Origin of the sequence: Ruicaihuangia caeni (genome assembly GCF_029952955.1) — a bacterium.
Lineage (GTDB): Bacteria > Actinomycetota > Actinomycetes > Actinomycetales > Microbacteriaceae > Ruicaihuangia > Ruicaihuangia caeni.
On the sequence record NZ_JASATX010000001.1, the window covers coordinates 412,809 to 426,787 of the forward strand.

Annotated in this window: 16 protein-coding genes; 11 read left to right on the forward strand and 5 right to left on the reverse strand. The window is 67.4% G+C overall.

Annotation, left to right across the window (positions count from 1 at the left end):
• Window positions 1–41: 41 nt before the first annotated feature.
• Complete coding sequence (locus QF206_RS01820) at window positions 42–680, reverse strand: TetR/AcrR family transcriptional regulator (RefSeq protein WP_281487492.1); 639 nt, start codon at window positions 678–680, stop codon at window positions 42–44.
• A gap of 168 nt (window positions 681–848) precedes the next feature.
• Here QF206_RS01820 and rplS point away from each other — a divergent pair, with 168 nt between their 5' ends.
• From rplS to QF206_RS01860, 8 genes are all read left to right on the forward strand, one after another.
• Window positions 849–1,196 (forward strand): 50S ribosomal protein L19, encoded by a 348-nt coding sequence (gene rplS, locus QF206_RS01825; RefSeq protein WP_281487493.1) that lies wholly within the window; start codon window positions 849–851, stop codon window positions 1,194–1,196.
• Window positions 1,197–1,263: 67 nt separating this feature from the next.
• Window positions 1,264–2,004 (forward strand): signal peptidase I, encoded by a 741-nt coding sequence (lepB, locus tag QF206_RS01830; RefSeq protein ID WP_281487494.1) that lies wholly within the window; start codon window positions 1,264–1,266, stop codon window positions 2,002–2,004.
• Between the two features lie 8 nt (window positions 2,005–2,012).
• On the forward strand, window positions 2,013–2,669 hold the full coding sequence (locus QF206_RS01835) for a ribonuclease HII (RefSeq protein WP_281487495.1): 657 nt from the start codon (window positions 2,013–2,015) through the stop codon (window positions 2,667–2,669).
• Between the two features lie 12 nt (window positions 2,670–2,681).
• On the forward strand, window positions 2,682–3,005 hold the full coding sequence (locus QF206_RS01840) for a DUF2469 family protein (protein ID WP_281487496.1): 324 nt from the start codon (window positions 2,682–2,684) through the stop codon (window positions 3,003–3,005).
• A gap of 150 nt (window positions 3,006–3,155) precedes the next feature.
• Entirely contained in the window at window positions 3,156–3,509 is a 354-nt protein-coding gene (locus QF206_RS01845) for a YraN family protein (RefSeq protein WP_281487497.1), read from the forward strand.
• Window positions 3,509–5,050 carry a YifB family Mg chelatase-like AAA ATPase gene (locus tag QF206_RS01850; protein ID WP_281487498.1) on the forward strand — a complete coding sequence of 514 codons (1,542 nt, stop codon included), beginning with the start codon at window positions 3,509–3,511 and terminating at the stop codon, window positions 5,048–5,050. Before QF206_RS01845 ends, QF206_RS01850 begins: the two co-directional genes overlap by 1 nt.
• Window positions 5,047–6,357: a DNA-processing protein DprA gene (dprA, locus tag QF206_RS01855; protein WP_281487499.1), complete on the forward strand. Its 1,311-nt coding sequence runs from the start codon at window positions 5,047–5,049 to the stop codon at window positions 6,355–6,357. The genes QF206_RS01850 and dprA overlap by 4 nt, the downstream gene beginning before the upstream one ends.
• 43 nt (window positions 6,358–6,400) lie before the next feature.
• On the forward strand, window positions 6,401–7,315 hold the full coding sequence (locus QF206_RS01860; protein ID WP_281487500.1) for a tyrosine recombinase XerC: 915 nt from the start codon (window positions 6,401–6,403) through the stop codon (window positions 7,313–7,315).
• Between the two features lie 13 nt (window positions 7,316–7,328).
• Here the strand turns inward: QF206_RS01860 and QF206_RS01865 are convergent, their stop codons facing one another.
• The gene (locus QF206_RS01865; RefSeq protein ID WP_281487501.1) at window positions 7,329–7,865 is read right to left on the reverse strand and encodes a M23 family metallopeptidase; all 537 of its coding nucleotides are present in this window, start codon (window positions 7,863–7,865) and stop codon (window positions 7,329–7,331) included.
• Between the two features lie 409 nt (window positions 7,866–8,274).
• Between QF206_RS01865 and rpsB the strand changes: the two genes are divergently transcribed.
• The 3 genes from rpsB (at window position 8,275) to pyrH (ending at window position 10,854) form a co-directional block, all read left to right on the forward strand.
• Window positions 8,275–9,192, forward strand: a complete 918-nt coding sequence (rpsB, locus tag QF206_RS01870; protein ID WP_281487502.1) for a 30S ribosomal protein S2 — start codon at window positions 8,275–8,277, stop codon at window positions 9,190–9,192.
• Between the two features lie 11 nt (window positions 9,193–9,203).
• A complete protein-coding gene (tsf, locus tag QF206_RS01875; protein ID WP_281487503.1) occupies window positions 9,204–10,031 on the forward strand; it encodes a translation elongation factor Ts in 828 nt (275 codons plus the stop codon).
• Window positions 10,032–10,134: 103 nt separating this feature from the next.
• Window positions 10,135–10,854 (forward strand): UMP kinase, encoded by a 720-nt coding sequence (gene pyrH, locus QF206_RS01880; protein ID WP_281487504.1) that lies wholly within the window; start codon window positions 10,135–10,137, stop codon window positions 10,852–10,854.
• A 133-nt stretch (window positions 10,855–10,987) separates the two neighbouring features.
• Here pyrH and dctP read toward each other — a convergent pair whose 3' ends face one another.
• The 3 genes from dctP to QF206_RS01895 form a co-directional block, all read right to left on the reverse strand.
• Window positions 10,988–12,028, reverse strand: a complete 1,041-nt coding sequence (gene dctP / locus QF206_RS01885) for a TRAP transporter substrate-binding protein DctP (protein WP_281487505.1) — start codon at window positions 12,026–12,028, stop codon at window positions 10,988–10,990.
• Window positions 12,029–12,102: 74 nt separating this feature from the next.
• Window positions 12,103–13,377, reverse strand: coding sequence for a TRAP transporter large permease (locus tag QF206_RS01890; RefSeq protein ID WP_281487506.1), 1,275 nt, complete (start codon window positions 13,375–13,377; stop codon window positions 12,103–12,105).
• 5 nt (window positions 13,378–13,382) lie between these two features.
• On the reverse strand, window positions 13,383–13,949 hold the full coding sequence (locus tag QF206_RS01895) for a TRAP transporter small permease (protein ID WP_281487507.1): 567 nt from the start codon (window positions 13,947–13,949) through the stop codon (window positions 13,383–13,385).
• Window positions 13,950–13,979 lie beyond the last annotated feature (30 nt).

Here is a 13,979-nt window from a genome sequence, read left to right on the forward strand (position 1 = left end):
GCGGGAGGCCCTGCCGTTCGAGAGTCACCGCCGTGCGGGAGTCACCGTGGGATCATCGCTCGGATGGGTTCCAACTCGGCGTGCATGAGCTCCCGAGTTCGTTCGATGAAGCGCTCGTCGCCGTGTGCGTCGTACGCGAAGGCCCGGCGCATGAGTCCGTCGGCGATCTCGACCGCGACCTCGATCTTGAAGACCGCTTCGGGGGTCGCTTGCACCTCGAAGTGCTCGCTCAGCATCGACAGGTACAGCTGTGCCAGCATTCCGCCGCTCGCTCCATCGGTATCGAGCAGCCGCTCCGGCACGAGATCGCCGAGTCGCAGCCATCGGAACCCGGGTTCATTGCGCATCATGTCGACGAAGATGTCGAGGGTCGCGTCGAGCGCCGGCGCCCAGCCCTCCAGACCGGGGCGGAGCGCGGACGCCAGGCGGCCCACGTAGCGTTCGATGTTCCGGACCGTCAACGCCTGCAGGAGCGAGCCGATGTTCGGGAAGTAGCGGTAGACCACCCCGACAGAGGAGTGAGCCCTCGCCGCGACGAGGCTCGTCGTGAGCCCGTCGACGCCCGTCTCGGCGATGATCGCGGCAGCAGCATCGAGCAGCAGCTCGATTCGCTCACTGCTGCGCTGTTGAACTGGGGCGGTGCGGATGATCCGTCGCAACAGATCCTGGGTCTGGGTCACCGGCCTCCTTCGACTCGTTCGCAGCCTGCTCGACTCTATGGCAGAATTGATAGCTGTGCCTTGAGCCGGTTCTGCCTCTGGGGAACCGACGATCACAACGGCACACCACTGACAACCATTCTTCCTTACCGCGAGCCGACCAGCGGCGGCCGCAGAGAGCGAACCACCATGCACATCCTCGATTCCGTCGATGCGGCTGCGACTCGCACCGACATCCCCGAGTTCCGGGCCGGTGACACCGTCAAGGTGCACGTCAACATCATTGAAGGTCAGCGCTCGCGTATCCAGGTCTTCCAGGGCGTCGTGATCGCTCGCTCGGGCCACGGCGTGCGTGAGACCTTCACCGTGCGCAAGGTGAGCTTCCAGGTGGGCGTCGAGCGCATCTTCCCGGTGCACTCGCCCGTCATCGACCACATCGAGGTCGTCACCCGCGGTGACGTGCGTCGCGCGAAGCTGTACTACCTGCGCAACCTCACGGGCAAGAAGGCGAAGATTCGCGAGAAGCGCGAGAGCTGACGCTGGCTCTCACCGATTCGACTGAGCTCCCCGCACATCTAGGATGGTCGGGGAGCTCAGGGGTTTAATGACGGATGCATTGCAGCCTGCGCGCCGGGCGGAATCTCGCAGGGCGCCGCGCAGGCGTGGGGGATGGCGGTCGTTCCTCCGCGACGTGCTCGTGATCTTCGTCGCCGCTCTGGTGATCTCGTTCCTGATCAAGACGTTTCTGATCCGGTCGTTCTACATCCCGTCGGAGTCGATGTTCGACACGCTGCACCGCGATGACCGCATCATCGTCAATCAACTGACGCCGGAGCTCGTGCCAGTGGCGCGTGGCGACATCGTGGTGTTCGAGGACCCAGGGGGCTGGCTCACCCCGTCGCCGGAGCCTGAGAAGGCGCCGATCGCGGCAGCGGCTGACTGGGTGCTCTCGCTGGTGGGGCTCGCGGCGGACGACACGAACGAGCACCTGATCAAGCGCGTGATCGGCCTCCCCGGCGATACCGTCGCCTGCTGCAATGAGTTCGGTCAGCTGACGGTGAACGGCGTGCCGCTCGACGAGCCGTACGTGAACCTGCCTGCCGGCGCCACCAGGGTCTCCGCCGACGACTTCAAGGTCACCGTGCCGGAGGGCGCCCTCTGGGTCATGGGCGACAATCGTTGGGCATCCGCCGATTCGCGCTACAACCGCGACAAGCCGGGCAATGGCTTCGTGCCGATGGGCAATGTCGTCGGGCGGGCTGTGGTCATCTCGTGGCCCATCGATCGTTGGACCTGGCTCGACAACTACGAGACCGTGTTCCGCGGCGTCGACGTGGAGCGCTGAAGGCGATGATGGCGGTCGTCGAACCGGATCTCTCGGTTGAGCGGGCGTTCTTCGCGGGCGGGTCGCGTCTGGTGATCGGGCTCGATGAAGTCGGCAGGGGCGCGCTCGCCGGGCCGGTGGCCGTCGGCGCTGCCGTCATCGCGGCGAAGGTCTCAGCGGTGCCCAAGGGGCTCCGCGACTCGAAGCTCATCCCGGAGGCCAAGCGCTCCGGGGTCGAGTCCGACGCGCGCGCGTGGGCGGAGGCGTGCGGGGTGGGGCTGGCGTCTGCCGCAGAGGTCGACCAGGACGGCATCATCGCCGCGTTAGGGCTCGCGGCTCGACGCGTGCTCGAAGAGCTGCACCGGTCGGGCGTGCCCGTGACTGAGAGCGTCGTCCTCCTCGACGGCACCCACGACTGGCTCTCACCGGTGCTGCGGGCGCCGCTCCGCGTGGTGACGCGCGCGAAGGCGGACCGCGACTGCGGCTCGGTCGCCGCGGCATCCGTCATCGCGAAAGTGCATCGCGACAGCCTCATGATCCGTGCGCACGACGAGCAGCCGGTGTATCACTGGCTCAGCAACAAGGGCTACGCGAGTGCAGCGCATTTCGCGGCGCTCGCCGAGCACGGCGCCAGCGCCATGCACCGGCGCACCTGGCTGAGAACCGCGCCCGATATTCCGGCCTAGGATTGGTGCAGCATGGATGACGACGACTTCGACGACTACGACCGTGAGGTCGAACTCGCCCTCTACCGCGAATACCGCGATGTGGTCGGCCAGTTCAAGTACGTCGTCGAGACCGAGCGGCGGTTCTACCTCGCGAACGAAGTCACTCAGACCCGCGTCGACACGGCGAACGACTTCTACTTCGAGCTCGTCATGCACGACGTCTGGGTGTGGGATGTCTACCGCTCAGACCGCTTCGTGAAGTCGGTGAAGGTGCTCACGTTCAAGGACGTGAACATCGAGGAGCTGAGCACGCGAGAGTTCAAGCTGCCGAAGGAGCTCGCGCTCGACGAGTAGCTCGGTCGAGCCCGTTCCCTGAGCGGCTCGTGGCGCCGTCTTCGCGCGCCCTCAACACCCGCGAACCGAACTGCCTGATGAGCAGGTTCGGGTGGGCCGCCGATTCCCTCTGCACAGACCCTCCACCCTCGTTCCAGGAGGGCGGACGACATGGCACAGAAAGACCGGCTCGGCCGCGAGGGGGAGTCTCTCGCCGCTGAGTATCTCGAACGTCGCGGGTACACGATCGTCGAACGCAACTGGCGCTGCCGCTCTGGCGAGGTCGACATCGTCGCCGAGCACCAGGGAGAGCTCGTCCTGGTCGAGGTCAAGACGAGGTCGAGCGAGGCCTTCGGGCATCCTTTCGCTGCGATCACACCTGCGAAGCAGTCGCGCTTGCGCAGGCTCGCCGGCTTGTGGCGCGAAGCGCATCCAGGCACGGGGGCGATCAGAATCGACGCGGTCGCCGTGCTGCGGTCGAACGACGGCGCCGCCGCCATCGAGCATCTGCGGGCGGTGTGCTGATGGCGGTATCTCGCGCCCACTCGGTCGCACTGCTCGGCATCGACGGGGCGATCGTCGAGATCGAGGCCGACATCTCCAGCGGGCTTCCCGCCACCGTGCTCGTCGGATTGCCCGATGCCGCGCTGGGGGAGGCTCAGCATCGTGTGCGAGCGGCAGCCATGAACTCGGGGTGCCCTCTCACCAGGCAGCGCCTCACCATCAACCTCTCGCCGGCGGGACTCCCGAAGCACGGAACCGCGTTCGACCTCGGCATCGCACTTGCCGCGTTCGCTGCCGACCGGGTCGTCGACCCCGCGTCCGTCGAGCGGCTCGCGCACCTGGGGGAGCTGGGCCTCGACGGACGGCTCCGCCCGATCAGCGGCATCCTCCCGGCAGTGCTGGCGGCGTCGCGGGCCGGTTTCGACACCGTGATGGTGCCGGCAGGCAACGCGGCCGAGGCGGCCCTTGTGCCGGGTGTGCGAGTGGTCGGTGTGGCCTCACTCCGGGAGGCGGCGGTCTGGCACGGCGCCGAATTGGAACTGCTCGACGTGGAGCCCATCATGCCGGCCGCGCCCCGCGTTGTCGAAGATGCAGATGCCGATCTCTGCGAGGTCATCGGGAACGACGATGCGATCGAGGCAATGCTTGCCGCTGCTGCGGGCGGGCACCACATGTTCCTGCTCGGACCACCGGGCGCGGGCAAGACGATGCTTGCGGCGAGGCTTCCCGGCATCCTTCCTGAGCTCGACACGGACGCGGCGCTCGAGGTGAACTCGGTGCGCTCATTGGCAGGGGAGCCGGTCACCGGCCGATTGTCCACCCGGCCGCCGCTTGAAGCGCCGCATCACACGGCGACTCCGGCCGCGCTCGTTGGAGGCGGGAGCCGGATCATCCGACCGGGCGCCGCCGCTCGAGCCAGCCACGGCGTGTTGTTCCTCGATGAGGCGGCCGAGTTCTCGGCCGTCGCCCTCGACGCGCTGCGGCAGCCGCTGGAATCTGGACGCATCACGATTCACAGGGCGAACGCTGTGGCATCGTTCCCCGCCAAGTTCCAGCTGCTGCTCGCGGCGAACCCGTGCCCCTGTGGCCAGCACGGTGCGCCCGACGCCGACGCCGACTGCGGCTGCGCTCCGTACGCACGGCGTCGCTACCTCGCGCGATTGTCGGGTCCGTTGCTCGACCGTGTCGACATCCAGCTTCGTGTGTCTCGCGTCACCGCAGCGCAACTCACCGCGGCCTCGGGAAACGCCCGACTGACGTCCGCCGAGGCTCGTGAGCGCGTGTCCGCAGCGCGCGCGGCGGCACGCGAGCGGCTTGCGGGCACACCGTGGCGCACCAACTCCGAAGTGCCCGGGTCGTGGTTGCGCGACACGCGGCATCGCCTTCCTGCGGCCGTCACGGCTCCGCTCGACCGCGCGCTGGAGCGAGGAGCGATCTCGATGCGCGGGTTCGATCGAGTGCTCCGCGTCGCCTGGTCGATAGCGGACCTAGCCGGTTCGTCCTCTCCAACCGCAGAACACCTCGGTCGTGCTCTCTACTTTCGAAAGGCCCTCTCCTCATGACCCTGAGCCCCCATGCCCGACCGTTGATCGATGGGTCGCAGCCCGGGCGCGCGACGGCACCGCTGTTCGGGCTCGATGAACGCGAGTTGCGTCCGCTGCTCGATCGCGTGGCGCTTCGCGAACGCGACGACGATGGCCGCCAACACCTGCTCGCAGCCATCGTTTGGAGCATGATCGCCGAACCCGGTGATCGCGACGCAGGCACGCTGACTGGAGCGCTCGGCGGGGTGCGAGCGCTGGAGGCGGTGATCGATGGCACGACTCCCACAGAGCTGGTGCGCCGGCTCCACGACGCCACTGGTGAAGCGCTTGAAGAGCCTGATGATCTGCAAGCGGCCATCTCCCGATTTCGCGCGGCGCTCGACAGGTGGCGCCCCCGTGCCGTCGCTCGGCACGTGCACTCGACTCTGTTGAGCGCCGCGCGGCAGGCCGTGAGGGTCCTGTGTCCTGGCGATGAGGAGTGGCCGATGGGTCTCGATGACCTCGGCCCGCACGCCCCATCGGCGCTGTGGTTGCGCGGAGACCCTGGGCGGCTGGTGTCGCTCGCGCGTTCGATCGCGGTGGTCGGGGCGCGCGCCGCGACTGCATACGGGGAGAGCGTTGCCATCGAGATGTCTGCGGTCCTCTGCGACCGTGGCTTCGCGGTGCTCTCGGGCGCCGCATACGGCATCGACGGCGCCGCGCACCGGGCGGCCCTCGCTCGTGGCGGCGTCACCGCGGCTGTGCTCGCGGGAGGCGTGGACCGCTTCTACCCGAGTGGGCATGACGGTCTGCTTCATCGCATCGTCGAGCACGGCGTGGTGCTGTCTGAAGTGCCCTGTGGAAGCCCGCCCACGAAATGGCGGTTCTTGCAGCGAAACAGATTGCTCGCCGCGCTCAGCCAGGCGACGGTCGTGGTCGAGGCCGGCCGTCGATCCGGCTCGCTCAACACGGCCGGGCATGCTGCTGCACTCGGACGCGCGCTCGGTGCCGTGCCCGGGCCCGTCACCAGCGCCGCCTCCGCCGGCTGTCACCGCCTCATCAGGGAGTACGACGCGGTGTGCGTCACGAACGCAGAGGAGGTGATCGCCCTGCACCCCGAGGGAGCAGAGATGCAGCAGGCTCTGTTCACATCGCACGACCCCGAGCAGTTGCGCCTGCTCGATGCCCTCAGCAGCCGAGCGGCGCGCGACACGCTCGAGGTGTCGCGGCGGAGCGGGCTCGCGGTTGCACGGGTCCAGGCGATCCTCGGAGCGCTCGAACTCGAGGGGGCGGTCGTGTCTGGCGAACGAGGTTGGCGGAAGGCCTCTGGGTCGGGCCTATCCTGAACCGATGAATGCGTCGGCCGCCGTGGCTCGGGAGGGCTGAGCGATGCGCCTCGACACGGCCATCGACGCCTACCTCGCCCACCTGGAGACCGAGCGCGCCCTCAGCGCGCAGACGCTCCGTGCGTATGGAGCGGATCTCGCTGGTCTCGCGGCGTTCGCGGAGCGCGCCGGCATCGTCGAGGCGGATCAGCTGGATCTGGAACTGCTGCGTGATTGGTTGTGGGAGCAATCGAATCGAGGCATGGCCAAGTCGAGTCTGGCCCGAAGGACGGCGTCGGTTCGCGGGTTCACGAAGTGGCTCGCCAAACAGCTGCCGGCGCCCGCCGACCCCGGCCTGCGCCTGCGCTCGCCGAGACCCGCCCGGCACTTGCCGCGGGTGCTGACAGAGCCGCAGGCAGCGGCGTTGCTCGAGAATCTCGCTGATCGTGCCGCCACCGGTGACCCGGTCGCGCTTCGCGACCTGGCCGTCGTCGAGCTGCTCTACGCCTCTGCTCTTCGCGTGAGCGAACTTGTCGGCCTCGACCTCGGCGACCTCGACCGTGAACGCCTCACCGTGCGCGTGATGGGGAAGGGCGCCAAGCAGCGTGTGATTCCCTACGGCATCCCGGCCCAGCGCGCTCTTGACGACTACCTGCATCGCGGCCGGCCGGAACTGCTCGCCGGGGCAGGCCGGTCGCCGGAGCATGACGCACTGTTCCTCGGCGCTCGAGGCGGACGGCTCGGAGCGAGGGCCGTGCACAGCGTGATGTCCCGGCTCCTGGGTGACCTCGATAGCGGTCCCGCCGGCCCGCACACCCTCCGGCACACCGCGGCCACCCACCTGCTCGACGGCGGAGCAGATCTGCGTGCTGTGCAGGAGCTGCTCGGGCACGCGAGCCTCGGCACGACGCAGATCTATACGCACGTCTCGGCGGAGCGACTCAAGGCCACGTACCGCAACGCGCACCCGCGCGCCTAGGCCGCCCCTCGCACTAGGGCAAACGCCGTGTGGGCAGGAGCACCGAACGAGGGACGGTGCCCAGCAGCAGCATCGGGGAGATGTACTCCCCGTGCAGCCGCGCGCCAAAGTGCAGACAGCCGACGTCACTGCAGTGCCCGGCCACGACAGTGCCGATCGTTTCTCCTTTCATGACCCGATCACCCGTCGAGAGCTCGGACTCCACCGGCTCGTAGCTCGAGAGCAGGCCGCCCTCGTGGCGGATCGACAGCACCGGTCGGTCGACCACCCACCCCGCGAAGTGCACCGTTCCCGCTGCGGGCGCGAGCACCGTAGTCCCCTCGGGGGCATGCAAGTCGACGCCTCTGTGGCCTCGCCCGTAGGGAGTCGGCGGGGCGAGATAGTCACGCGCCACGGCAGCCGCAGCGCGTACGGGCCATGCCCAGAGCGGATTGTTGCGGGCATCCGCGTTCCACCGGGGCGAGGGTAAGGAGGACAAGCCCAGTTCCGCACCGGCGGAGGAACCGGCGGGCGTTGAGGCGAGCACCGCCGCGAGCACGAGCGGGAGCATGCCCGCAAGCGCTCTTCGCGCGCGAGGTGCGGCACGGCGCCACCCACATCGACGGCCGGATCCTCGGAGCATTCGCATACGTTCTCGAGCCCACCCCGCTCGCGGTGCGACCGCAGCCGTACTGGGGCAGCATCATGGGCGAATGCGGCTCGGGGAGGAGCGGCGAAGCGCCGTCGCCGTCGCCGAACCGAGCGAGCGTGCAGCGACTCGGCTGCTACTATTACACCTGCATCCGTCATCGACGGGTGACTTCGCGTGCCCATTCGGTCAACGCTCCCACTCAGTCCTTCGCACGTCGACCACGGTCGTCGCGGTGAGCGGCGGGAACGCACCGGGCACCAGGTTCCGAGCCGACCGGCTCCGGAAGACAACTGAGATCGCGCAACCGCGCAAGACAAGGAGAACGGCCATGGCCGTCGTCACCATCCGCCAGCTGCTCGACAGCGGCGTGCACTTCGGGCACCAGACCCGCCGCTGGAACCCGAAGGTGAAGCGCTTCATCCTCACCGAGCGCTCGGGCATCCACATCATCGACCTTCAGCAGTCGCTCGCCTACATCGACAAGGCCTACGACTTCGTCAAGGAGACCGTCGCGCACGGCGGCACCATTCTCTTCGTCGGCACCAAGAAGCAGGCGCAGGAGTCCATCGCCGAGCAGGCGACGCGTGTCGGCCAGCCCTACGTGAACCAGCGCTGGCTCGGCGGTCTGCTGACCAACTTCCAGACCGTCTCGAAGCGCCTCGCCCGCATGAAGGAGCTCGAGGAGATCGACTTCGAGGACACCACCAAGGGCTTCACCAAGAAGGAGCTCCTGATCAAGCGCCGCGAGCTCGACAAGCTCCACAAGACGCTCGGCGGCATCCGCAACCTGTCGAAGACCCCTTCGGCGCTGTGGGTCGTCGACGCCAAGCGCGAGCACCTCGCGGTCGACGAGGCCACCAAGCTCGGCATCCCGGTGATCGGCATCCTCGACACCAACGCCGACCCCGACCTGCTGCAGTACCCGATCCCGGGCAACGACGACGCGATCCGCTCGGTGAGCCTGCTCACCCGCATCATCGCCGACGCTGCGGCCGAAGGCCTCATCCAGCGCCACCAGAAGCCCGAAGAGGCCGGCAACGTGTCGGCCGTCGAGCCGCTGGCCGAGTGGGAGCGCGAACTGCTCGAGCAGTCGAACGCCGCTGCCGCGCAGTCGGAGGCTCCCGCTGTCGAGGCGACCGCTCAGGAAGTCCCCGGCGACCTCGCTCCCACTGAGGAAGCGGCTCTCCCCGCCGACGAGGAGGCTCCGGCAGCCGCCGGCGCTCCCGCCAACGACGAGACCAAGTAAGGACGGCTTGTATGGCTAACGTCAGCCTCGAAGACATCAAGACCCTGCGCGAGCGACTCGGCACGGGCATGATCGACACCAAGAACGCGCTCGTCGAAGCCGAGGGCGATGTCGAGAAGGCCACCGAGATCCTCCGGCTCAAGGGTGCCAAGGGCAACGCGAAGCGTGCCGACCGCTCCACCAGCGAGGGGCTCGTCGCAGCCAAGGAGAACGGCTCCGTCACCACCATGATCGAGCTCGCGTGCGAGACCGACTTCGTGGCCAAGGGCGAGAAGTTCGTCGGTCTCGGCAACGCGGTGCTCGAAGCCGCTGCTGCTGCGGGCGCGAAGACCGTCGAGGAGGCACTTGCTGCTCCCGCCGACGGCAAGACCGTCGCCGACCTCATCAACGACGAGGCCGCGATCCTCGGCGAGAAGGTCGAACTGCGGCGTGTCGCCTCGGTCGAGGCCGAGAAGTTCGCGATCTACCTGCACCGCACCAACAAGGACCTGCCCCCGCAGGTCGGCGTGGTCGTCGGCTACAGCGGTGACGACGCAGACACGGCGCGCAGCATCGCCCAGCACATCTCGTTCGCGAACCCGAGCTACCTCACGCGCGAAGACGTCCCGACCGAAGAGGTCGAGAACGAGCGTCGCATCGTCGAGGAGATCAGCCGCGGCGAGGGCAAGCCGGAAGCGGCGCTGCCGAAGATCGTCGAGGGTCGCCTCGGCGCCTTCTTCAAGCAGGTCGCGTTGCTCGACCAGGAGTACGCGCGCGATAACAAGCTGACGGTCAAGCAGGTCGCCGAGAGCGCCGGTATCACGGTCACGGGCTTCGCCCGGTTCAAGGTCGGCGCGTAAGACCGCTGCGTGATGGGGTCCGAGACTGCGGTCTCGGACCCCATTTCCATGAGCGGGCACCCCGCCATAGTGTGATGACCAACCCCGTTGTGAAGGAGACGATGTGACCGAGGTGCGCCGACGGAGAGTGCTGTTGAAGCTGTCAGGGGAGGCGTTCGGTGCGGGCTCCCTCGGGGTGAATCCTGATGTCGTCAGCGCCATCGCCCGCGAGATCGCCGAGGCGGCCCGCGAGGTCGATGTCGCGATCGTGGTCGGCGGTGGCAACTTCTTCCGCGGCGCAGAGCTCAGCCAGCGGGGTATGGATCGCGGGCGAGCCGACTACATGGGCATGCTCGGCACCGTCATGAACGCGCTCGCGCTGCAGGACTTCCTCGAGCAGGCGGGCGCGCAGGTGCGCGTGCAATCCGCGATCTCGATGACACAGGTCGCCGAGCCCTACATCCCGCTGCGTGCCGAGCGGCACCTGGAGAAGGGCCGCGTCGTCATCTTCGGCGCGGGAGCGGGCCTGCCGTACTTCTCCACCGACACTGTCGCGGCCCAGCGCGCTCTCGAGATCGGCGCCGATGTGGTGCTGGTCGCGAAGAACGGCGTTGACGGCGTGTACGACGCCGACCCGCGCAAGCATGCCGGCGCCGTCAAACTCGACCGTGTGACCTACCAGGAGGCGCTGGTGCAGGGCCTCAAGGTCGTCGACTCGACAGCGTTCAGCCTCTGCATGGACAACGGGATGCCGATGCTCGTGTTCGGCATGGAACCCGCCGGCAACATCACGCGCGCCATCCTCGGCGAACAGCTCGGCACGCTCGTGAGCAACGGCGACTGACCGATTCATCGCGAAGAGGGGGACCGCTCACTTGGCGGTCCCCCTCTTTTTCGCGCTCGGGGCCGAGGCCATGAACTGAGAAACGAAGAAGGGGACCGACGCCAGCCGATCCCCTTCTCGCGTGTCCTAGAGACTACTTGGCGGTCTCACGGATGCTGTTGTAGAACGCCAGGTCGTCGCCCTTGTAGTACGACTGGAAGTACTCCTCGGCGCCCTTGATGAAGGCCTGCACGTCGATGTCCTCGGTCTCGATGACCTCGACCGGGCCGTTCGCACGCCAGTCCTCGAGGATCTTCTCGGTCTCTTCCTCGACGCACTGACGGTTCTCGGCGCGGATGTCGCGCACGGTGTCGAAGACCAGCTCGCGCTGCTCGTCGCTCATCTTGTCGAGCACCTTGTCCGAGATGGTCACCCAGTGGATGCTCACCTGGTGGTTGTTCAGCGAGACGTAGTTCTGCACCTCGTCGTAGCTGGCCGTCTTGGTACCGACGACGGGGTTCTCCTGCCCGTCAGCGATGCCCTGCTGCAGCGCGACGTAGACCTCTTCGTACGCGACCGCCACGGCGTTCGCGCCGAGAGCCTTCGCGTTGGCGAGGTACTGCGGGGTGTCGGGGAAGCGCATCTGCATGCCTGCGAGGTCCTCCGGCCCGTGGATCGGGTCGTTGGAGCTGAAGGTGCGCGAACCGTAGTACCAGCCATCGATGATGGTGATGTCGGTGGCCTCGTTGAACGCGGTGCGGAACTCCTCCGAGTTGTTGTCGATCCAGTCGAATGCGTGGTCGACGTCATCGAACACGTAGGCCGCACCGAGGATGCCGACCTGCGGGTACACCGACGCGAGGCCGGCTTCCTGCAGGTCCATGGCGATGTCGCCCGACTGGATCGCGGCGACGCGCTCGGTGTCGGGGCCGAGCTGGCTGGCGGGGAACAGGTCGACCTCGATGCCCAGGTCGGCTGCTTCGACGCGCTCCTTGAAGAGCTCCATGCCGCAGAAGTAGTTCGGGGTCTGCTCCGACTGGCTGCTGGCGAACTCGAGCGTGATGGTTTCGGCGGCGTCGCCCTTGCCGTCCGCACCGGTGTCGCCCGAGCCGGCACAACCGGCGAGGAGGCCGATTCCGGCGGTCAGCGCGAGCGCCGAGAGGGCGCCGCGGCGGATCCGATTGCTGTGGATCATTGGTTTTTCCTTTACTTCGTGGCGTCGGACCGTTCCGACGCCGTCTCGGTGTGCGCCGAGGAACTAGTCGTCGACTAGAACCCGAGCGCGTTGGGGACGAACATCGCGATCTGCGGGAAGAACGTGATGAGCAGCAGCACGCTCACGAGCGGGACGAGGAACGGCAGGATGCCGCGGAAGATCTCGTCCACCGAGCGGTTCGTCACGGAGCTCATGACGTAGAGCACGCTGCCGACCGGGGGAGTGAGCAGACCGATCATCAGGTTCACGATCATGATCACACCGAAGTGCACCGGGTCAATGCCGAAGCTCACCACGACGGGCATGAGCACGGGGACGGTGACCAGGATGACGGCGGTCGCGTCCACGACCATGCCGAGCACGATCAGAATGGCGTTCACGATGAGGAGGAACACGATCGGGTTGTCGGTCACGCTGGTCATCCAGTCAGCGACGCCCTGAGCGACGCGCTCCCGGGCGAGCACCTGGCCGAGCATGCCGGCCGCACCGATGATGATCATGATCCCGCCGGTGAGGAACACGGTCTCCTTGGCGGCCTCCCACAGCACGCGCAGATTGAGCGTGCGGTTGAACATGCCGAGGATGAGCATGTACAGCGCCGCGATACCTGCAGCCTCGGTGGGCGTGAAGATTCCGCCCACGATGCCGCCGAGGATGATCACCGGCGTTCCGAGGGGGAGCAGCACCCGGCGGGTCGCGCGCCAGAACTTGCGCGAGTCGAACGGCTGGCTCGCGAACTCCGGGCGCTTCCGCACCCAGAAGAAGATGTACGCGACGAGGCCGAGTGCCATGAGCAGTGCGGGAACCACGGATGCAGCGAAGAGCGCTCCCGTCGAGATCGTCGCCACGGAGGCGAAGATCACGGCCGGGATGCTCGGCGGCATGACCGGCGAGATCAGCGCGGATGACGCCGTGAGGCCCGCTGCGAAGCGGAACGGGTAGCCGGCGCGCGTCATGGCTGGCACCTGCACCTTGCCGAGCCCTGCGGCGTCGGCGAGCGCCGAACCACTCATCCAGGCGAAGCCGACGCTGGTGCCGACGTTGACGTAGGCGAGGTTTCCGCGAACGCGCGACATTGCGGCGAGGCAGAAATCGAACAGACGCTCGGCGATACCGAGCTTGTTCGCGATGACGCCGACGAAGATGAACAGCGGCACGGCCAGCAGCGGGAAGCTGTTGGTCGCGTCGAACACCGTCTTCAGTGCGAGACCCGTCGAGTACCCGTTCACCATGAAGTACATGAGGCACGGGCCGAGGATCGCGAAGGCGACGGGCACCCTCAGGAAGAGCAGAACGAGGATGCCGATGGCGACGAGTGCGAGTTCCATGTGACTTATGCCTCTGCTTCCTCGAGCGTGAGCGAATCCGCTTCGTCGTACTTGGCGTGGAAGATCTTGATGACGGCCCGGACGGTGCCCGACACCAAACCGACGAGCGGTAGGGCGAAGACGTACGCGAGCGGCACTTGCAGCACCGTCGTGGTGCGGCTGAAGCCGCTTTGGAACATCGCCCAGGCCTCCCACACGAGCAGGGCGCAGATCACGGCGAGCAGCAGCGCTGCGACTGCCTTCACGACCACCTGCGCGCGGCCCTTCGCGATGTTGTCGATCACCGCGACGGTGATCTGGCCGTTCTTGCCGATGAGATAGCCCACGAGGATGAACGTGATGCCCGTCAGAGAGTAACGGGCGATCTCACCAGCGCCCGGCCAGTTGAGCTCGTGCACATAGCGGCCGAGCACCTGCCACAGCACGCCGATGAACATCGTGAGCAAGAAGAGCGCCGCCAGCGAGAGCTCGATGTTCCCCCACCAGCGGAAGAACGCGCTCTCCTTCGGAGCGGGCCCCGCTGAGGGGTTCTCGAACGCCGCGTTCGCGTTCTCGGGTGAGGAGTCAGTCATCTCCCGCTGTCCTCTCTCGCGCATCCGTGC